The sequence below is a fragment of the Paenibacillus sp. FSL L8-0708 genome, from assembly GCF_038009325.1.
Lineage (GTDB): Bacteria > Bacillota > Bacilli > Paenibacillales > Paenibacillaceae > Paenibacillus_AQ > Paenibacillus_AQ odorifer.
Genome location: NZ_JBBPBC010000001.1, coordinates 2,407,236 through 2,427,101, shown reverse-complemented (window position 1 = coordinate 2,427,101; position 19,866 = coordinate 2,407,236). Strand labels below are relative to the sequence as shown.

At 46.9% G+C, this 19,866-nt stretch carries 19 protein-coding genes; 11 read left to right on the top strand and 8 right to left on the bottom strand.

Annotated features, from left to right (window positions below; all coding sequences use genetic code 11):
- Nucleotides 1-15: 15 nt before the first annotated feature.
- From NYE58_RS11430 to NYE58_RS11420, 3 genes are all read left to right on the top strand, one after another.
- Complete coding sequence (locus NYE58_RS11430; protein ID WP_036678886.1) at nucleotides 16-339, top strand: YtrH family sporulation protein; 324 nt, start codon at nucleotides 16-18, stop codon at nucleotides 337-339.
- 5 nt (nucleotides 340-344) lie between these two features.
- The gene (locus tag NYE58_RS11425; protein WP_038569663.1) at nucleotides 345-845 is read left to right on the top strand and encodes a DUF4044 domain-containing protein; all 501 of its coding nucleotides are present in this window, start codon (nucleotides 345-347) and stop codon (nucleotides 843-845) included.
- A gap of 83 nt (nucleotides 846-928) precedes the next feature.
- Nucleotides 929-1,237, top strand: coding sequence for a YtpI family protein (locus tag NYE58_RS11420; protein WP_076218922.1), 309 nt, complete (start codon nucleotides 929-931; stop codon nucleotides 1,235-1,237).
- Between the two features lie 134 nt (nucleotides 1,238-1,371).
- On the opposite strand, the gene NYE58_RS11415 is transcribed toward NYE58_RS11420, so the two are convergent.
- Entirely contained in the window at nucleotides 1,372-2,706 is a 1,335-nt protein-coding gene (locus NYE58_RS11415) for a DRTGG domain-containing protein (protein ID WP_076124897.1), read from the bottom strand.
- Between the two features lie 337 nt (nucleotides 2,707-3,043).
- Here NYE58_RS11415 and NYE58_RS11410 point away from each other — a divergent pair, with 337 nt between their 5' ends.
- Complete coding sequence (locus tag NYE58_RS11410; RefSeq protein ID WP_341001901.1) at nucleotides 3,044-3,760, top strand: hypothetical protein; 717 nt, start codon at nucleotides 3,044-3,046, stop codon at nucleotides 3,758-3,760.
- A 615-nt stretch (nucleotides 3,761-4,375) separates the two neighbouring features.
- On the opposite strand, the gene NYE58_RS11405 is transcribed toward NYE58_RS11410, so the two are convergent.
- Nucleotides 4,376-4,657: a hypothetical protein gene (locus NYE58_RS11405; protein WP_036683968.1), complete on the bottom strand. Its 282-nt coding sequence runs from the start codon at nucleotides 4,655-4,657 to the stop codon at nucleotides 4,376-4,378.
- 196 nt (nucleotides 4,658-4,853) lie between these two features.
- Between NYE58_RS11405 and NYE58_RS11400 the strand changes: the two genes are divergently transcribed.
- On the top strand, nucleotides 4,854-5,429 hold the full coding sequence (locus NYE58_RS11400; RefSeq protein ID WP_076124891.1) for a hypothetical protein: 576 nt from the start codon (nucleotides 4,854-4,856) through the stop codon (nucleotides 5,427-5,429).
- Between the two features lie 155 nt (nucleotides 5,430-5,584).
- Here the strand turns inward: NYE58_RS11400 and NYE58_RS11395 are convergent, their stop codons facing one another.
- Nucleotides 5,585-5,923, bottom strand: a complete 339-nt coding sequence (locus NYE58_RS11395) for a YlbF family regulator (protein ID WP_036683973.1) — start codon at nucleotides 5,921-5,923, stop codon at nucleotides 5,585-5,587.
- A gap of 305 nt (nucleotides 5,924-6,228) precedes the next feature.
- Here NYE58_RS11395 and NYE58_RS11390 point away from each other — a divergent pair, with 305 nt between their 5' ends.
- The 6 genes from NYE58_RS11390 to NYE58_RS11365 are packed head-to-tail and all read left to right on the top strand — an operon-like array spanning nucleotide 6,229 to nucleotide 12,913.
- Nucleotides 6,229-7,596 carry a YheC/YheD family endospore coat-associated protein gene (locus NYE58_RS11390; protein ID WP_076124889.1) on the top strand — a complete coding sequence of 456 codons (1,368 nt, stop codon included), beginning with the start codon at nucleotides 6,229-6,231 and terminating at the stop codon, nucleotides 7,594-7,596.
- Nucleotides 7,597-7,606: 10 nt separating this feature from the next.
- Complete coding sequence (locus NYE58_RS11385; RefSeq protein WP_076220185.1) at nucleotides 7,607-8,773, top strand: YheC/YheD family endospore coat-associated protein; 1,167 nt, start codon at nucleotides 7,607-7,609, stop codon at nucleotides 8,771-8,773.
- The gene (locus NYE58_RS11380) at nucleotides 8,774-10,147 is read left to right on the top strand and encodes a YheC/YheD family endospore coat-associated protein (protein ID WP_036683976.1); all 1,374 of its coding nucleotides are present in this window, start codon (nucleotides 8,774-8,776) and stop codon (nucleotides 10,145-10,147) included.
- Complete coding sequence (locus tag NYE58_RS11375; protein WP_076124884.1) at nucleotides 10,144-11,256, top strand: YheC/YheD family endospore coat-associated protein; 1,113 nt, start codon at nucleotides 10,144-10,146, stop codon at nucleotides 11,254-11,256. The genes NYE58_RS11380 and NYE58_RS11375 overlap by 4 nt, the downstream gene beginning before the upstream one ends.
- A gap of 26 nt (nucleotides 11,257-11,282) precedes the next feature.
- Nucleotides 11,283-11,801, top strand: coding sequence for a GNAT family N-acetyltransferase (locus NYE58_RS11370; protein WP_076124882.1), 519 nt, complete (start codon nucleotides 11,283-11,285; stop codon nucleotides 11,799-11,801).
- Nucleotides 11,783-12,913, top strand: a complete 1,131-nt coding sequence (locus NYE58_RS11365) for a YheC/YheD family endospore coat-associated protein (RefSeq protein WP_076276423.1) — start codon at nucleotides 11,783-11,785, stop codon at nucleotides 12,911-12,913. Before NYE58_RS11370 ends, NYE58_RS11365 begins: the two co-directional genes overlap by 19 nt.
- 76 nt (nucleotides 12,914-12,989) lie before the next feature.
- Here the strand turns inward: NYE58_RS11365 and NYE58_RS11360 are convergent, their stop codons facing one another.
- From NYE58_RS11360 to NYE58_RS11340, 5 genes are all read right to left on the bottom strand, one after another.
- On the bottom strand, nucleotides 12,990-14,375 hold the full coding sequence (locus NYE58_RS11360) for an ABC transporter substrate-binding protein (RefSeq protein WP_038569657.1): 1,386 nt from the start codon (nucleotides 14,373-14,375) through the stop codon (nucleotides 12,990-12,992).
- A gap of 93 nt (nucleotides 14,376-14,468) precedes the next feature.
- Nucleotides 14,469-16,085: a response regulator gene (locus NYE58_RS11355; RefSeq protein ID WP_256717495.1), complete on the bottom strand. Its 1,617-nt coding sequence runs from the start codon at nucleotides 16,083-16,085 to the stop codon at nucleotides 14,469-14,471.
- Nucleotides 16,086-16,092: 7 nt separating this feature from the next.
- Nucleotides 16,093-17,862, bottom strand: coding sequence for a cache domain-containing sensor histidine kinase (locus NYE58_RS11350; RefSeq protein WP_076276424.1), 1,770 nt, complete (start codon nucleotides 17,860-17,862; stop codon nucleotides 16,093-16,095).
- A 45-nt stretch (nucleotides 17,863-17,907) separates the two neighbouring features.
- Entirely contained in the window at nucleotides 17,908-18,726 is an 819-nt protein-coding gene (locus NYE58_RS11345; RefSeq protein ID WP_076125141.1) for a carbohydrate ABC transporter permease, read from the bottom strand.
- 90 nt (nucleotides 18,727-18,816) lie between these two features.
- A complete protein-coding gene (locus NYE58_RS11340; protein ID WP_076219913.1) occupies nucleotides 18,817-19,713 on the bottom strand; it encodes a carbohydrate ABC transporter permease in 897 nt (298 codons plus the stop codon).
- Nucleotides 19,714-19,866: the final 153 nt, after the last annotated feature.

The window sequence follows — 19,866 nt, the reverse complement described above, 5'->3', positions numbered from 1 at the left end:
CGGGAAGGGGCCTGTATGAGCATTTTTATGAGCAAAGCTATCCTCGACTTCTTTATCGCCTTCGGCATCGTGCTTGGCGGAGCTATGCTCGGCGGAATCGGCGCCGTTGTATCCCTGCAACCGCCGACGCAAACGATGCTGGATGTGGCAGATCGGATTAAAATATGGGCACTAGCAGCCGCTGTAGGAGGTACTATGGACCCTTTACGGGTCATTGAAAGCAACATGATCGGAGGCAACCTCTCCCCCGCCATCAAACAAATCATGTATCTTGCCTTCGCTTTTCTAGGAGCCCATATGGGCAGTGAGCTAGTAAAATGGGTGTGCGGCAGGGGGTAACGCCAGTGAGAGTTCCACCATTCAGTCGTTTTCGCAGATTCACCCAGATCTCCGCTATATTCATGCTAGGGATCGTCGTAGGAGCTGTCATATACAATGCTATTTACCATGTAGGATATAACGTATTATGGCTGCATAATCAAGATCTGCGTGTACAGATCGAGCAATATCAAAAAGATATTCAGACACTCAAAAAATACAATAATACCTCAACCGTGATCAGAGAAATCAAAATTCGATCGGAGGAAAGCAAATCCAAAGAAGATACCCCACTTGACCCCGTAACTGTAAAATTAATCATAAGCCAAATGGGCTCAGATCTGGAACCGATGCGCGGCCGCAGCATGTTCGATATTGATACAGACAGCAAACTGGTTAGACTGCTGTTGGATGGTAAGCTATACATTGTGCGTGACAAGGAATACTCTGTCAAAATCCGAACCATGCTCGTCATGGAAGGCGTCCTGCAAATCTGGGTAGAAATCAGTCCTTTTAAGCGCAGCTGACAGCCATCGTGTGATACAATAATGGACAGACGTGGAAATTACTTCTTGGCTACTGCAAGACACGATAAAGGAGCTGGCTGTCCATGGTTTTATTTATCAAGTATTTATTGTTTATCCTGCTGGTGATCTTTGTAATCGGTGCCGCTGTGTTCAGCATATCCTCCCGCCGTGCCTTAAATCCCCAAGATAAAGGGCTGAAACGCTCCGTCATGAATGTGATGCTCGGTGCTATGCTCGTAACGCTGTCCTTAATATCCATGTTTTTGTTTCGCGGCTCTACCGTTAATATCATTGTTGAAGCTGCCTTTCTGCTGATTGGTGCGTTCAACATCTTCTCGGGGCTACGCAGCTATAGTTTTTACAGCCGTAGTCGCAGCCAGGAACAACACTAGTCGAAAGCTTAGCTGCTGTTCTGACGGAATAGAAAGAATAAAATAGACTCCCCTCTCTTTCAATGATGAGGGCAGTCTATTTAGCATGTATACGATCCTATTTACCGTATGCTATCCAGCTAGCAAACCATTTTTTAGCCATGATCAATGGATTGCAGCATCAGAACAGCTTTGGCTACCAGAGTATCCGAGTGGCTGATCTCAATTTCAAGCTTACAGGTACGGCGGCTGATTTCGAGCAGTCTCGGCATTACAATGATCGCATGTTCGATCTGTACCGGTCGGATAAAATAAGTGGACATATTATCTAGTACATAATCATTTCCTGTGATGTCCTTAGCTGCTTTAAATGCCGAGAGCGTCATAAGCGTAGACAATATCCCTTCAGAAATCGTCCCAAGATCCGTGGCCATCTGCGGCGTAATAAAGCCATGGAAGAACAACCGTCCCTCTTCGTCCCGCTCATCCGCAAAACCATTCCAAATGAGATGATCAAAAGTCTCTCCCAGCTGAGGTTGATTCCGGACATCGCGTAAGCTTTGCAGCACTTCTTTACGGGTTAGGGAGCCTACCAGTTTACGGTTACGGTCCACTATGGGCAGAAAATCCACGCCTTCCCACATCATGATCTGGGCCGCGGAGGCTAGTGAGGTTTGCAGTGCAGCCGTAACCGGACTGCGGATCATCGCTTTTTCAATGATCTGGCCTTCCGTCAATTCCTCTACATCGCGGCGACCGATAATGCCTATGACTCGGTTCCATTCATCCGTAACGGGAAAGCGCTGCTCTCCAGTTTCCTCAGAAACCTGTCGTAGCTCGCCGACGGTACTAGAGATTTTCAACGTATTCAGGCGCGGTTTGCTGTCGATAATATCCTCTACCAGCATAATTTTTTTCTTTATCAATCTATCAAAAATAGCACGGTTAATCATTGAAGCGACGGTAAACGTGTCATGTCTCGAAGAAATAATGGGAAGATCCAGCTCGTCTGCCAAGGCCTTCACTTCACGGCTCGTCCCAAAGCCCCCTGTCACCAGAACCCCCGCACCCTGCTCCAGCGCTAGAGAGTGAACATCATCACGGTTACCTACAATCAACAGACTGTCAGCGTCTATATAACGGATCATCGCATCGACCTTCATCGCCCCGATCACGTATTTATGCAGATGTTTATTTAGTCCACTTGCTCCGCCGAGCACATGCCCTTCAACAATATCAACTACATCGCCAAACGTCAGCTGCTCTGAAATGTTCCGAGGTTTCTTTTCTACACGAACTGTACCAATCCGTTCCTTCGTGATGACTATCCCGAGATTCTCAGCTTCCTTCACTGCACGGTAAGCAGTCCCTTCGCTGACTAGCATTTCTTTGGCGAGCTTGCGAACAGATATTTTGGTGCCTACCTTAAGACCTTCAATATGCTGCAGCAGTTGCTCGTGTTTAGTAATCGCATCGCCTTGACCTTCCAACTGTTACACCCCCATGCTCCGATCTGTACTATACTGTACCTATTATACACGGATAGAATGGCTCAGTACAACCGATTCATAAGCTTCGAATTCTAATTTCACTCTCCTTACACAATCTAAGATTAAGGTAGGTATTGCCACATAGTAAGTTTGAAAACCACCTTAAAATCGAATTTTTTTGAAACTGAATATCTCTGATGCGTTCTAAGCTGACCTTAAACATTCACTTCCTTTATTTAGCAACCTTTTCCTCTTTTTTATAGTCTGAGAATTAAAGAATGTGTAAAGGAGCATTGAAGATATAAACAAGACCGCTTTATTACTACTTACTATTACTTTGCTTTTTATAGGACTGGTCGGCTGTGGAAATACGGGAAACGAAGTAAAACAAGCAGGCCAGATTGAGCTGGATGCAAATAATATAGTTTCTATTAACTTAATTGAAAAAAAACAGCCCATGGCCACTATTTCGGATCCATCCTCGTTTGAACGTTTCGTTCAAGCCATAACTACTGCTGAATATGATAGAGGACAACTAGATATTGCTCCCAGCGATTACAGCACCACTGTGAACATGAAGGATGGCATAAGTTATGCGTTCTCTTTTTGGATCGGCGGAAGTAACAGTGGGTTACTCATTAAATCCGGACAAATGGGCCACTATCGTCTGTCAGATACCAGCAAAAAAGATCTATTGGACTTGTTTCAATCAACTTTTAAAGATAAGATTTCATCAGAAGACACTGCTAACCCACAGCCCCCAAGTGTTCAAGTTACTGTTGGCGGTGAGCGGTTCGAGGCTATTCAAGGCTCTTATTGCTGGAACGACAATGGCAAAGGCGTATGTGTGGATATGGCTTCTTACGATGAATTGGTTTCCAAACAAAAGGTACATCCTAAAGCCATCAGCGGTGATCGGGTAGAACTCGAGTTCTCATATGCACCCAAAGAGATAGAGGTTATGGCTTCATTTCCTCGTGAGGAACGACCGGACGAAGCTCTTTCTGTGGACAAAAATAGTGTTCAACTCGCAGCAGGTAGCGGCAGACAATAACATTTAGCCCCCTGCAAGCAATGCAGGGGGCATATTAAAGCCCACTGGCTTAGGCTAGTGGGCTTTTTCGTATGAGTGTGTCTCTCTGCGCGACTTCTGCGCTTTTCGCAGCATTCCGAGGCATTTATGCCTCTCTTTTCGCTACTTCTTCGCTTTTCGCAGCATTCTGAGGCACTTATGCCTCTCTTTTGGCTAGTTGTGCGTTTTGCGCGGCATTCTACGGTATTTATACCTTTCTTTTGGCTACTTTGGTGTTTTGCGCGGCATTCTACGGTAGTTATACCTTTCTTTTGGCTACTTTGGTGTTTTGCGTGGCATTCTACGGTATTTATACCTTTCTTTTGGCTACTTTGGTGTTTTGTACGGCATTCTACGGTATTTATACTTCTCTTTTCCCCACTTTTGCACTTTCCGCGGCATTCTGAGGCACTTATGCCTCTCTTCGCGCCACTTCTACGCTTTCCGCAGCATTCTGAGGCATTTTTGCCTCTCTTCGCACCATTGCCGCGCTTTGCGCAATATTCTAAGGCATTTTTGCCTCTCTTTGCACGACTGCCGCGCTTATTCGAGAGACCTGAAGCTAATCTAGCTTTTTAGTATCCGATGCCAACTCTATTATCTTTGCGAAACTCTAGTTTCTTCATTCCACTTTGTCTGCCATTGCTCCAGCTTTGCTTTTCGCACAGCTTCCAAACGTTTGGTCTTTTCTTCATCAACCCCGATAATAAAATGCAAATGTGCCGCAATGACCATAAACGCAAAAAGTGACCAGACGACTCCAAAACCAAACACCCAGCTCGGTCCATTCGCAAGCGAAAGCTTCGGCAGTGCATACAAAAGCATGGCCAACGCCAGCAACAGATAGACACCGTGTTTGAACTTGTTTCTTTTTCTCATTAATAACAGCTCCTTCGTAGACAGGATATTCGATTGAATCTATATCTCTACTCTATGAACATGAGGCCCGTAATATGAGACAAGTCCATTAAAAAATATATACCTTTTCAAAATTATGTATAAAAGGTTAGCATTTATATAGCAAGAGACGCTTATATATGAGATGATGATTTCATTTGGGGGAGGCGTTTTTGAATTGAATGCAGCTTATAATCATACCGAATACATAATTCGAAAAAAAGTATTTTCGATCATGGGTGCGAAACTTCATATTTTTGATAGCTCTGAGCAGCTTGTGCTCTATTCGCAAATGAAAGCGTTCAAGCTTAAAGAAGACATTGCACTTTATACGGATGAGTCCATGCAGAAGGAGCTTCTGCGCATAAAAGCCCGCAACGTGGTCGATTTTAGTGCTACTTATGATGTACACGATACAGAGTCCGGTGAGCATATTGGTGCTTTTCGACGTAAGGGTCTCAAATCTATTTTGAAGGATGAATGGATTATTCTTGACCGTCATGATCAGGAAATCGGAAAAATCAAGGAAGACAGCACCGCGATGGCTCTACTGCGCCGCTTCATCGCTATTATTCCGCAGAAATATAATATCGAGATGGATGATACTACGATCCCTGCATTCAAGCAAAATTTCAATCCATTTGTCACCAAAATTATGGCTGACTTCTCGGAGGATCGAAAAGGCAAGCTTGATCGCCGCTTAGGTTTGGCAGCTGGTATTCTTCTCTGCGCAGTCGAAGGTAAACAAGATTAGGTTGAGGTTGAGGTTGAGGTTGAGGTTGAGGTTGAGGTTGAGGTCGAGGTCGAGCTTGAACTTAGGCTAGCCCTATAGTCACAGCCACAAGAAAGAGGGTGTTTCCAGAGCCACCGGCTTCGGGAACACCCTCTTTTGATTTTCATTGCTGAAATTTATTCACCGTACAATTGGGACAAACTCTCAGTGATAATTTTATTTACATCCTCGATTACAACGCTCAGACGGCGTTCCGCATCAAACAGACGACGAATGCCAAGATTCAAGTTAAGCACCTCGAACAGCTTCTCCATCTTTTCCATTTCTTCCTGTGGAGGCATTTCTCCGCTCATCATCCGTTGTTGCAGCTCCATCTGACCTTGGCGGAAATTGTCCAGCATCGCTTTCGCTTCAGGATCTGTTTCCACGACCTTCATGGCATTTCTGATATCCGATACCTCGCTGCTCTCTTTAATGGCTTTCGCCAATTCATGTGCTTTGTCGTGAATGCTCATTATGATTCCTCCTAAAAGTTTTGTTAGCGTACACTCCTCAGATCGTCTTCGTACAAAACTCACTCCGAAAACATACGCTTAAGTTTTGTTAGCAGCCGCTTCCTGAATTCACGCTGCTTTAGTTTCCAATATTCGCTCATTCCATACTTGTTTTGCTTCTTGGGCCGAGCTTATGAAATGACTGGGCAAGGTTTTTAGCGATTAGGTCAATCACCAAGGGTCATCTGTCTCCATATGATGAATGATATGTAACCCTTAGCTACCAAATTGCCGGCATCATGCTGCCTACCGGAAGGAGATCCACGATGTCCCAATTCAAGATCCCGGTCCATACGGTCAACTCGGGCATCCTGCAGGAAAACGCTATAATGCTTGGCGAAAAATCCATGAAAAGACTCAAAATCCCGTCTCACGGAACACTCCAGCTGGCATTCGGCTCTTTCCGGCAGGAGGTTACCATTATCTCGGCTCCCAAATCCGACATCCTGCGTGTAAGCGAAGGACTGGCGCAGCGGACCGGATGGAAACACCGACAAACCCTCAACGTTTCTTACAGCTCTGTAAGCCGCACCTTGCGGCTTGGACCGTTGATCGGCGTGCTCGTCAGTCGTGACCATCCAGATAATCTCGACAGGTTGTTTGGACCCATTACCATGTTCTGCCGGGAATTGACAAATGCCTGCCACACACAAGGCGCCTATGTATATTTCTTTACCCCGGAAGCGCTGGAAACACGCAGTTCTTCCATTCAGGGCTGGGTATACAACGAGGGTTGGAGAAAAATGAGTCTGCCCATTGCCGATGTAATCAACAATCGGTTAACGACGCGAAAGGTGGAGAATAAACCTAGCGTACAGCATTTTTTGGCGGATGTAAAATCACGATATGGAACGCATTTCTTCAACGAAAAATTTCTTGACAAGACAGAGGTATTTGAAGCTTTAGCGCAAGACCCTTCCCTGCAGCGGTATTTACCTGAATCGCATGCGTTGAACGGCTTTGCCGTAATGAAGAAGATGTGCAGCCATTACCCAAGTGTATTTTTGAAACCTGTACGAGGCAGTCTCGGCAAAGGCATACTTCGTATCTCTAAAGAAGAAGGCGGAGGTTACCGTCTGTTGTCTACTACCTCCATAGGTACACGCAAGCAAAGCTACACCACTCTCGCTAAATTGTACCAGTCCATCGCTCCCAAAATGAAGACTACTCGATACCAGATTCAGCAGGGATTGCCTTTGATGGAGCTAGGAAGGCGGCCTGTAGATTTCCGGGCACTTGTTCAGAAGAATGGCAGCGGAAAATGGGGGGTTACCTCCATTGTCGCCCGCACCGCCGGAAGCAATCACTTCGTGTCTAATTTAGCTAGAGGTGGCAGTCTCAGCACTGTAAAAGAAGCGGTTAGCAAGAGCAGTCTTCCTCCGGGCGCAAAAGAAAACGTTCAGCTTCAGCTGCCCAGAGCAGCACTTGCCATTGCAAGAGGGGTCGAAACCTTTATCCCCGCTCATTTCGGAGAGCTCGGAATCGATCTGGCACTGGATCAATCAGGACGAATATGGCTCTTAGAGGTTAACTCCAAGCCCTCCAAGAACGATAATACACCGTTAAACGATCAAAAAATAAGACCGTCCGTCAAGCAAATGATTTTATATTGCCGCTACTTGGCCGGTTTATAAGGAGGACACGATGACTGAAACAGAAGTGGGGTTCCTCGGCATTATGACAGGCCGCCGCAACGGGAATCCACCGATCGCCGAGCCAGAGTTTTGCAGTCATTTATGCCGGGCAGCTCCTCTATACAGCCTAAAAGTCCTCGTATTTCATCCAGACGGAGTAGCGGCAGACGGTTCCTCCATTACCGGCTATACCTGGAAAGATGGAAGCTGGCAGAATACTACTTCTTCACCGCCAGATATTGTCTATAATCGCTGCTTTTACGAAGGTCCTAAAGAAAGAAAAGAAGCTTCCGCTGCTCTCTCTACTCTTCATCGTTCCCTGCCTTGGTCTCGAGGTTTGCCAGATAAATGGGGTGTACATGAGATATTGAAGCGCGACCGGAGAGCAGCGGCAATACTGCCGGAAACTGTACTCTATACCGGTACCCGCAGGTTAAGTACAATGCTTGCTGAAAGAGAATATGGAGTCTTTCTAAAGCCCAAGGCCGGCACCCATGGCAAACGTACATTACATGCCATACTGCAGAACAGAGGGATGAGAGTACGAGGGCGTGACGGAACAAATACACCCTTTCAATATGTTTTCGACTCACAGGCTGAAGGACTGAACTGGATTCATGAATTTATCGGCTCACGCCGCTATATTATACAGCCTTTCCTGCACCTAACGAATAGTAAGGGGCAACCGTTCGATGTGCGTGTATTGATGCAAAAGAATGGCCTTGGCCGCTGGACTCTAACCGGCATGGCCGTACGGCTGGGTAACCAAGGTTCGCTGACTTCGAACCTGCATGGCGGCGGAACAGCTGTTTCTCCCCTGCCTTTTTTGCTTGCTGAATATGGTCAGGGTGGAAAAGACATCATGCGTGAGCTTGCTGCAGAAGCTGCATACTTGCCTCCCCTACTGGAGGCTGCATGCGGCAGGCTTGGAGAACTCGGCCTTGATTTCGGTATTGATTCGAGCGGTCGGATTCATTTACTAGAAGCAAATTCCAAGCCAGGGCGCACGGTATTCCGGCTGACGGGCGACCGCCGGGCTGCTAAGCTCGCCGCCGAGAATCCACTGTCTTATGCGCGCCATCTACTGCTCACACAACGACGGATACCATCCCTATCTACGGGCAGCTCCGTTACAAACGGGAGAATGATAACAATGGTTCCTAAGGAGGATTCATAAATGAGTCTCACTTTTTGCAATGTGCATTTCACTAAGCAGCCCCAAAGAGTTGTATATGTATCAGGTGCACTGATGAAAAGCTTGAAGTTAACGGGGAAAAAAAATATACGCTTAAGGCTCGGTAAAGATGCCACCCCGACCATGATCAAGCCCATCAAGCGCGCCGGAAATCACCTATATCTCGCCTCAGGCGTAAAAAGCGCTATCAAGGTTCCGAAATCAGGTGGTGTCTATTTACGCAATCTACAGAATGACGAGGTGCAGCTAGGACCTTTAGTTGGCATATTGTCCGATGGTCCTGCTTCCTCGTCTCAGCCCTTCGGTTCTCGCACAGGGTTCATCAAGCAATTGCTGCGGGAAGGCAGCAACAAATGTTATATATTTGCCTTTATGCCGCGTGACATCAACTGGCAACAGGAACAGGTCTATGGATATTTTTTGACTTCAAGCGGTAAGTTTGAACGAAAAATGGTCCCTCTGCCTGATGTTGTCTATAATCGATTGCCCAGTCGGAGAGCTGAGACCTCACCCTATATCAACCAACTTCGCGAACGATTTATGCGGAAAAGAATTCCATACTTTAACTGGAGCTTTTTCAATAAATCCGATATCTATAAGCTTTTAGAAAATGATGGGGCGGCAAATCGATATGTACCTGAAACCCACAGCAATCCGTCCACGGAAAAAATGAGAGAAATGCTGGATCACCATCATTTTGTATACTATAAACCTTCTGCGGGAAGTCTGGGTCACGGCATTTATCGGCTTACCTATCTCCCGAAAAAGGGGTATTTTGCCCGCTACCGCCGCGGTGGAAAAAACGTTCTTTTACGCTTTACCACCTTTGAAGCCCTTATGCGTATGCTTCGTTCGCGTCACGGTCAAAATCTGCAAAATTATATAGTTCAGCAGGGAATACGTCTCATTGAAATAGATGGCTGCCCGATTGATTTCCGGTTCCATATGCATAAAAACGGCAGTAATCAGTGGATTGTAGTCGGCATAGGCGCTAAAAAAGCCGGCCGTGGTAGTGTCACCACTCACCTTAAAAATGGAGGAGCATTGCTTACACCTCAGCAAGCACTCGGACGTGTATTCGGCGCAAGAGCTGATGAAGTACTGCAGCGTGCAAAGACTACAGCCATCAAGCTGGCAGAATCACTAGAAGTCCAGCATCGTCATTTGCTCGGTGAAATTGGCTTTGATCTCGGAATTGATCAGGATGAAGACATCTGGATGTTCGAGGCCAACGCCAAACCAGGTCGTTCCATCTTCCGTCACCCTTCCCTGCGCGCTGAGGGCAAAGCTTCCATCGAGCACATTCTGGAGCATTGTCTATACCTCAGCAAATTCCGCAGGAGGGATGAGATGTGAGCACCCATAATCCGGAAGATACAAAACCTGTTATTGCCATACTGACAACCAGCGATAAAGTACGGCAATTTAATGGCAACCGCAGCAACTTCCGGGACATTATTCGCACAGGCAAAGAAATGGGATTTCTTGTCTACGTCATCACTGTCCGTGACCTCAAGCTTGAGGAACGGATGGTGAACGGATATGTCCCATCGTCCAGCGGTAAAATCTGGTACAGCATTCCTGTACCTCTTCCACAAATCATTTATAACCGAATTCCCACCCGTGAGGATGAGGAAAAACCTGCTGTGGTACGTAAAATAGCTCAATGCCTGGAACATCCAGGCATTAAGCTATATAATCCATATTTTTTCAATAAATGGAGTCTGTTCGAATGGTTAAGGGGTTCGCACTCCACCTCAAAGCATGTTCCAAAAACGAGACGATTACGCAGTGCAAACACCCTTACTGCCATGCTGAACCAGCATACCAGCCTCTACCTTAAACCAGAGAATGGCAAAGCAGGAAAAGGAATTATGCGCCTAAAATATCGTGCAGATACCGCTTTGCCTTACCGGCTCCAAATTCAAAGCGGCAAAAAAAATGTGACGTACAAAGCAGCTTCCATGGACCGGCTCTGGGCAAGAATCGGAAAAGAAAAAGGGATCTCTCGTTATATTGTGCAGCAGGCTATTGAACTGGCGACTCATCGGGGCAGACCGTTTGATCTGAGGGTGCTTCTGCAAAAAAACAGCAGAGGCGGCTGGGGAGTCACTGGCATAGGTGCACGCCTCGCCGGTGCCCGAAGTATAACGACACATGTACCACGCGGAGGTAGTATTGAAGAGCCTGCCAGCATGCTGGAAAGTACATTTGGAACCGAAAGAGCAGCCATGATCCTGAAGAGCGTGCCTACAACCGCCCTTCTTATCGCTAGACAAATTGAAAGAGCTTCTGATTCTATGCTCGGAGAGATGTCGATGGATCTGGGTGTAGATGAGAATGGGGGACTCTGGTTCTTTGAGGCCAACTCCCGGCCGATGAAATTTGATGAACCCGCGATCCGCAAGCTGTCCCTAGAGCGAATCTTTCACTACGGCCAGCATTTAGCGCGCCAGTTTAAATAGAAATCATTAAAAGGATGTGACACAGCATGCAGATATCCTCCATCTATGACACAAATGCCAAGCAGTGGAAATCACGGCTGGCTGGACTGCTTGAGTTTATAAGAGCGCATGGGGAGAAGCGAATCACAAACCAAGCTTGCAAAGTACTGGCCCGATTAACACCGGATCAGTTGTCAGAGCCGGGTATCTCGCTGCTTGTCGCTACCGTACGCGGTCAGAATGGGCGCCAGCTCGCAGGAGTCAGCTTCGTATCCGGTTTCGGTGCAGAAGCCTGTCTTGTCGCTGTGCACCCCTTCTACCGGAATAGACATACCGGCACTGCCTTAATGGCTGCCCAGCTGAAACGCCTCGGGCATCTGCAATGCAGTGTTGCCTGCGACAATACTGCTAGCCTAAAGATGTGCTTCAATATCGGCCTTGCTGCCGACACACTTACCACTGGTCCTACCGGCAAGCCAACATTACTGCTCCGGTCACCCCATCATACCGGCAGCACTACTATTTCTCCACAAGAAGGTGAACTCCTGTGCCAGAGCCCGTCTTAGGCATTCTTACTTTATATATTAACGAAGCCAAGCAGCTTGAAGAAAAGGCCGTGTACCGGAGAATGATCGTCGAGGGCAAACGAATTGGCTTGGATGTCTTTGTGTTTACCCCCATGGATGTTCATCCCAGCAAAGAGCAGATCCATGCCCTTGTCTTTGATCCCAAGAGCGGAAAATGGTCACGCAAATGGCGTTCTTTTCCGAACATGATTTATGACCGTTGCCGTATTCAGCGCAGCTCACGCTTTCAGCAACTGCTTCGTTTCCGAGAACGCTACAATCATCTGTTATTTATGAATCGTCCACTGCGCAACAAATGGACCATTCACCAAACATTCTCACAAAAAAGCCGTTTCCGGCAACATATGCCAGAAACTTTACTCTATCAGTCCTCTGCCGACCTGCGCCGGATGCTGAAAACCAATTCAGTAGTCTATATCAAGCCGGCAAACGGCACAGGCGGACGTGGCATTCTCAGAATTGAGAGAATGAAGGATGGGCGTGGGGTATATGATATTCAAGGCCGTCGCCAGGATCGCCGAATCATTCCCACCCGTAAAGTCTCTTCTACTCGGCTGGATTCCATCGTACGGCAATGGTGTATCGGCGGACGTTTCCTTATCCAACAGGGGATTCCATTACGTCTGCCGGGCGGACGTTTCCATGATTACCGGATGCTCGTTCAAAAGAACGGGCAAGGTGTCTGGGAACTCACAGGTATGGCAGCACGGGTCGGTGCAGCGCGGAGTGTAACCTCCAATCTTCATGGCGGTGGTCATGCCGTTCGAGCGGAAACGCTGCTGAAGGAATGGCTGGGTAGTCAGGATAAAACCGATAAGGTCATGAAGACTGCCGAGAGGTTAGGCCTTGATGCCGCAGCCTTCCTGGAAGAAAGTTACGGAGCCTTATGTGAGCTTGCATTGGACCTCGCCATTGATCGCGAAGGTAAAATTTACGTGCTGGAGGTTAATCCAAAGCCCGCCCGTGAAGTGTTCGCAAGATCAGGTGACGGAACCACTTACCGCAAAGCCCTGATTCGCCCTCTGGAATACGCGCTGTGGCTCTACAATAACAAAGGAACCCCGAGCACAGCTAAAACGACTGAGGAATAAAAATATCTTAGTAGTCATTAAAAAAAGACACCCCGAGCTCGTATTAATACGAAGCCGAAGGGGCGTCTTTTTCGATTTATTTGGCCAATGATCCCTGCAGGGAACCTGCATCGAAGTCCGGCTGTGCTTCGATATCGGTGTCACCTGCAGCTTTGGCTTTTTCAAGCGCCGCATTATAGCGAGTATTCAAGTCCTGAAGCTCTTTATCTAAATCTCCACCACCAAAAATATATCTATTGAAGACATCAACCTTCTTTAGTCCTTCCAGACGTCCTTCACTGATGACCATCGGAGTCGCTGGATAAATCCCGTCTAACTTCGTAGGCAGAAAATCTTCAATCCCTGCAATGTCTGGTGCCTTGGCAACTGTAGCAACCGATGGAATAACCGAAACCCCATACCCTGCTTCCTGGTAAGCAATCTGCACATCATCACTGTACATCCATTCAATAAACTTCCAAGCTTCTTCCTTATGCTTAGAATCCTTGCTCATAGCCAAATAACTTCCTGCAATAACTTGGCTGACACCCTTCTGCTCCCCGTCAATGGTTGGAGGAATCGCAGCTGCCCAGCGAATTTCAGTTGGGAATTGGGTTTTGTAGACCGTCGGCTCAACGGAATGGTTGAAATACATGCCGATCTTGCCTTGAGCGAATTGCGCACGCAGCGGGTCGATATCAAGCGATTCCGATCCTGGCATCATGCTTCCATCCACCTTAATCTGCCGCAGCGCCTCAGCAACCTCTTTATATACGCTAAAATCAAATTGCCCGGTCTGGAAGTCGAAGCCCTCTGTGCCCTTAGTCTTGCTAAGTGTTGTTATTGGATAAGCGATACGCTCAAATCCGCTGGTACTTTTGAAATTACCCGCGAAGCCGTAAGCGCCTATGTCTTTTCCTGCTGCCGTAATTTTCTTGGCATCCTCGACCATCTCTGCGAGTGTGGTAGGCGGCTCTGTAATGCCAGCCTTCTCGAACAAATCTACGTTATAAATGAGGCGCCAGAACTGACCGATATTGGGAAGGCTATATATTTTGCCGTCAACGGTATTTTTCTCGTTGATAAGTACGTTCTCGAACCGGCTCTTCATCTCTGGTGAAATGTAGCTATCAAAAGATTCCAGATACCCTCTTTTGACCCATGTTGGCACGTTATAAGTATCCACCCGGAGAATATCAGGCGCCTGCATGCTGGAGAAGGCAATATCCACCGACTGCGTATAGTTCTCTGCCATAACCTTCATTTCAATCTCGATATTGGGATTAAGACCTTCATACTCGCTGATCTTTTGCTCAATAAAATCAGAATCATGACGATCAATGGTCCAGTAGACCAACTTTGTTTTTTCGGAGTTTGTATTGCTGCTGCTTACCTCCGTATTAGATTCGGATGATGAACAGGCGGCCAACGAGCCAGCCAGCATCAGCGAAACCCCAGCTAATATCCATTTATTTCTTTTCATCTAAAATGCCTCCCTTTTCTTTTGAAATCGCATTCATTTCTTAAGAAAATTATAATTCCACTGCCCTTTTATCAGTGAAGGAGAAAACAACTGTCAATGGGAGACGAAATCACTGTTTCCCTCCACTTTGGGCAAGGTATATTTTGCACGAAAGTCAGTCGGCGTCATTCCGGTGTATTTTTTGAACTGCTCTGTAAAATAGGGTCGATCCTCATAGCCCAAAGAGATGGCAATATCCTGAACCTGTATGCCTTCCAGCACCAGCTCCTTGGCTTTGTCCATTCGTCTCCCGATAATATATTGGGCGAGTGTCATCCCCGTCTCCTTTTTAAAAAGATTGGAGAAGTAGCTAGGACTAAGATGCACCTCCCGTGCACAGTCCGCGACGGATAGATTTCGCTGCAGATTTCCATTGATATGAGTGATGGCCCGATCCACAAGCATACGCGCGTCACTGCATTGGCGTTGTTGCAAATACGTACAGCCCAAACGGCAAAATTCCCGAATCTGGCGGCTAAGATCTTCAAAAGAGACTGCACTGCTCATGTCTGCAAGCTTATTTTCCAGAGTTTTAACTTCCGAATCCGTTGCTTTTTCCGAAAAAATCCGATGGATAGAATGAGCCAGTTCAAGACATAACGTCTTAACGATGGACGGGTTAGGCGTTGCCGGTGCAGTAATCCAATCATGCCAAATATGATCCAGCTGCTCCTCTGCTTTGGACAAATTCGCCGAACGCAGACAATAAAGCAATTCTTTCTCCTTGTCATATGAGTATCTGGGTAGCACGGCATTCACGACTGCATCTTCAACATAGGTGTACACGCTGTTCCCACCATTTAGAAAGGTGTTCGCAAGTGCAGACAGCGCCTGCGCATAGGAAGCAGAAAGCTGCCCTACCTCCTCCACCTCTCCACCCAGTCCAATGGATACCGTCTGGTACGTATACCGATGTACATTTTCCCGGCATTTCTCTGCAAGTTGCTCCATATTCGGCTCCGCCAGAGGGTTCATCACAATAACGAACTGATTCACATTTTCCCGGAACACAATGCCCCGAGTGTATTCGGATATTGTATTTTCCAAAATATTCTGTACGGCAAAGCGGATTAATTCCACCTCGGAAACCGTAAGTTCTGATGTACGTTCCACAAAAAAATCCACTTCCGCTACCATCACGCAAAAGTTATGGTTATTCATCTCGATATTGTAAAAATCCCACTGCTGGCTCAAGTGCTGCTGCCTAGTTCCGTAACGGATGAGCAGACGCATATATTCCTGACGCAAATAAGGTAAGCTCTCGCGCAGCTTTTGTTCCATGCCCATCATCTGCTCAGCTTGACTGCGTTCCCGCTCCAACACTTCTTTGGCCTTCAACACGGATTCAAGCACTTGAACCTTGGTATACGGTTTTACAATCAGATCAAAGGCACCCAGCTTAACTGCTTCCTGGGCATAGGTGAAATCAGAATAACCCGTCAAAAAAATCAGTTTGATGCCTGGCTGCTCGGCTTGGATGCTCCGCATCATCTCTAAACCATCCTTAAAAGGCATTCGGATATCCGTCAATACGATGTCAGGACGATGCTTGCGGATCTGCTCCAGACCTTCTTCCCCGTCTGCCGCGGTGGCCGCGATCACAATCCCATGTTCCTCCCAAGGAATCCGCTGCGACAATCCGCGGACCACTGCAGGAATATCATCAACAATACATATTTTAATTGAATGGGCGCTCAGGATTTATTCCCCCTTCCACAGGAATGGATAGAACAGCTTCGGTTTCAACACGCGGACTGCTTCGAAAGACCAATCCGGCTTCTTTGCCGTAGTACAGCTGCAGTCGGCTACATATATTAGACAGAGCATAACCTCCACTGCCGTTCGGCTCCTTCAGCCAGGCATTGAGTTTCTCCGCATTCATGCCGGTTCCGTTATCGGTAACCCGGATGAGCAGTGTGTTTTTGGCTACTTCTACAGAGATCCGGATCACTCCCCCTCCCCTTAATTCCTTAAGGCCGTGCAGGATTGAGTTCTCCACCAAGGGCTGAATAATAATTTTCAATACAGGAAGCTCCAGCAGTTCCACTCCGGCATCAATTGTATAGTCAAACAACCCTTCGTAACATTGCTGCTGAAGGTTTAGATACTGGCGGACATGTTCCAGTTCCTTGCCTAAGGTCGTAATTTCCTGCCCGTTGTTCAGTCCCAGCTGAAACAGTGCAGACAGCGAAATGACCATCTGTTTCACATCTTCATATTCATCCATCTCACATTTCCAGAAAATCGTGTTTAATGTGTTATATAAAAAATGAGGCTCGATCTGCGCCTGAAGCGCCTTGATCTCCGCTTTTCTCTTTTCTTTTTCTGTATCCTTGACTTCAACAATCAACTCACCAATCCGGTCTAACATCTGGTTAAATTTGCGTCCCGCCTCCCCAATCTCATCCTGGAAAGGACTCTGGAAGCGTGCACTGAGATCCTCTTGCTCAACACGAGACATCGTCCGTTGCAGTTTCAGCAGCGGTCCCAGTAGCAAAGCGGACAGATACCTTGCAAGGAAAAGCGCGATGACGATACATGCCGCCATGATCATCAACACCAGCCATTGAATACTCCGAACAGGTTGCAGCAGTTCCTTTTTGGACAGGTAGCTGACCAACACCCAGTCTTTTGCGTACCCTGAACTGGCATAGCTGAGCAGCATTGGCCCATCCCCAGCAGAATATTCAAAATTACCCCGGTCCGCTTCCCTCAGTTTGTCCAAAAACACAGAGTCCCGAGACCATTCCGGACGTCTCCCGTCTCCGAAGACGCTTGTTCCCTCTTTATTGATCAGTAAAAAACGCGCGGAGCCAAGACTCCCGCCTCCACTTACAGTATCTTCAAGAATGTCCTCTTTTACATTAACAATCAAAAATAGATCAGGGACATAATTGTCTGTAAGCGGCTGCAAGACTAGGGAAATAACATGGTGTTTCCCGGCAAATAGCTCGTCCCGATGACTCTCTACCCAATTGGATTCAGGTTTCTCCTTAATCCGTTGGTACAGCGAAGATTCTAGAAAAGGGGTCAAGGTTCTGCGCTGATTGCTGGTAGAGTAGAAATCCCCGTCCGGCGTACTGATCAAGATAGATTCAATGGAGTTTTCCGTCAACTCTACCTGCGTGAAGGGCGCTTGCAGCATAGAAAAATTGGCAAAAAAACGTTCCATATTATGAGCTTTAATATCCCGGATGGTCTGCTGATAAGCTTCGCTCAACATCATCGTGGAGGAAGCCACAATGATTTGCTTTAACTTCTGGTCCAGGACATTGATTGACTGAGTCAGCACATTTTGATTTAACTCGACAGAGTTACGCTCCATCGCCCGAGAAGCGATGGAGTAAGCCAATAAACCGGTGACAGAAATACAGAATACCGTCAGTGCGGTAAAAGATAGCCATATTCTTTTCTTCAAAGAGGTACGATAAACCCAGGCCTTCAGCATGTATTCACATCCTTCTTGAATAGCTGTCCGAAGCCCGCCCCGAATTTAGCCCTTTACAGAGCCAGCTGTCATCTGCATGAACGATTTATTAGCGAAAATATAGACAACAATCATTGGCAACATGGACAGACATGCACCCGCGAGCATCAATTGAGGTTGCGCCGCATCGCCGATACCATATTTTAGCCCCGCCAATCCTACGGTGAGTGTCTGTAATTTTGGCTGTGTCATGGTAAAAACCAGCGGCAGAATATATTCGTTCCATGCTCCGCGGAAGGTCCAGAGCGCCGTGACTCCAAGGGCGGGCGTCAGAAGCGGTAAGATAACTCGAAAGTATACGCTATAGAAATTACAGCCGTCAATAAAAGCAGCCTCATCCAGATCCTTCGGAATCGCTCGTACAAAACCAATCAACATAAAAAATGCCGTGGCATGCGCACTAATCAGAATAATAATGACACCCCATAACGATTTCTGTAGATTAAGCGCTACCATAAGGTCAAATTGCGGCCGAAGCACCACAGCACCGATCGAGATAAACAGCGTGCAGGACTGAATTACAACATATATACGTTTCCCGTAAAAATCGACTCTCGCTACCGCATATGCGGCCATGGTTCCAATGAATAGAGTGCCTAAGGTGGTAAAGATACTGATAAACACACTGTTCCATGTAAAGCGGGCAAAGTTAGCCGAATTCCAAGCCTGCGCGTAGTTTCCAATCTGCCATGACTTAGGCAGCAAGGTGGTTCCTGTCGTCAACTCCAGATTGGTCTTAAGGGATCCAAAAAAAGCCAGAATAATCGGAAACAACGCAAAAGCCGCCACTATAAGTAGAAAAATCCACAGCAAGGTCCGGGACAGCACCGCTCGGGTCTTGAAGGACCGGACAGGCTGGACCGAAGTGTTCTTCGTCTCCGCATGTAATGTACTCACTGTTCATTCTCCTCTCTTTTAATAGATATCATTTAGCTTTTTAGATACATAAAAGTAGACTAAGGTAATCAGACCTACAATAACTGCTGTGGCAAAACCAACCGCACTACCGTAGCCAAATTGCTGAATGCTTGTACCTCCACTGGATACAGGGAAGAACAGCTTATACAGGTACAGGTACATAACTTCCGTCTTGCCATAAGGACCGCCTTCGGTAAGCACCATAATACTCTCGTAGCCTTTTAGGGAGGCGGTAATAGCGAGCATAATGATCATTTGCAATACAGGTCCGAGCATGGGAACGGTGATGTTCCACATTTTTCTGAAAGGTCCAGCTCCATCTATAGATGCCGCCTCATAGAGATCCTCAGGAATGTTCTGTAAACCAGCGATAAAGAGCAGCATATAGTTACCGATAGCCCCCCATATCGCAATCATAATAGCGGTTAGTAAGGCATATTTCGGCCCTAACCAATCTATCGGAGCGGAAATAATTCCAGAGCCGACCAATAGCTGGTTAACCATCCCGTTGTATGAATTAAAGATAACGTAGAATACGATGGCCATAACCGAAGCACTGATTACAGTCGGCATAAAGTAAACCGCTCTTAGCAGCTGCCGCCCTTTCAAAGCACGATTGAGGACAACCGCCAGTAAAAATGATAATGGCAAGGTGATGAGCAGCTTGCCTCCAGCGTAGATAAAGGTGTTGACCACTGACTTCCAGAATTCCTTATCCCTTAATAAGCGCTCGAAATTCTCCAGTCCGATAAACAGGGGTTCGCCGAAACCCTGGTAATCATAGAACATGTACTTCAGAGCCCAAAAGATCGGATATACTCCAAAAACCAGCGTCAGAATCAAACTGGGAGCAACGAAGGTCCAGGCGTTAATTTGACGTTTTGATAAATTCATTTATTGTTCCTCCTGTCCATTGGACTAAGCTTATGTCCTTAATGATAATTCTATCCGTTCGTAACGGTTAGGGAGAAAGCGACTGCGCTTGGGGGAGAATTTCACTTTTTCAGTTGCTTTGTCCCCTTTCCTTCATTTGTTTATCTATCCCGT

Excerpts from the sequence above, each read along its gene's own strand:
- NYE58_RS11395 (WP_036683973.1), bottom strand. The coding sequence starts at position 5,923 with ATGAGCATTCACGACAAAGCACATGAATTGGCGAAAGCCATTAAAGAG.
- NYE58_RS11405 (WP_036683968.1), bottom strand. The coding sequence starts at position 4,657 with ATGAGAAAAAGAAACAAGTTCAAACACGGTGTCTATCTGTTGCTGGCG.
- NYE58_RS11340 (WP_076219913.1), bottom strand. The coding sequence starts at position 19,713 with ATGAATTTATCAAAACGTCAAATTAACGCCTGGACCTTCGTTGCTCCC.
- NYE58_RS11360 (WP_038569657.1), bottom strand. The coding sequence starts at position 14,375 with ATGAAAAGAAATAAATGGATATTAGCTGGGGTTTCGCTGATGCTGGCT.
- NYE58_RS11430 (WP_036678886.1), top strand. The coding sequence starts at position 16 with ATGAGCATTTTTATGAGCAAAGCTATCCTCGACTTCTTTATCGCCTTC.
- NYE58_RS11350 (WP_076276424.1), bottom strand. The coding sequence starts at position 17,862 with ATGCTGAAGGCCTGGGTTTATCGTACCTCTTTGAAGAAAAGAATATGG.
- NYE58_RS11385 (WP_076220185.1), top strand. The coding sequence starts at position 7,607 with ATGACTGAAACAGAAGTGGGGTTCCTCGGCATTATGACAGGCCGCCGC.
- NYE58_RS11370 (WP_076124882.1), top strand. The coding sequence starts at position 11,283 with ATGCAGATATCCTCCATCTATGACACAAATGCCAAGCAGTGGAAATCA.
- NYE58_RS11420 (WP_076218922.1), top strand. The coding sequence starts at position 929 with ATGGTTTTATTTATCAAGTATTTATTGTTTATCCTGCTGGTGATCTTT.
- NYE58_RS11390 (WP_076124889.1), top strand. The coding sequence starts at position 6,229 with ATGTCCCAATTCAAGATCCCGGTCCATACGGTCAACTCGGGCATCCTG.
- NYE58_RS11380 (WP_036683976.1), top strand. The coding sequence starts at position 8,774 with ATGAGTCTCACTTTTTGCAATGTGCATTTCACTAAGCAGCCCCAAAGA.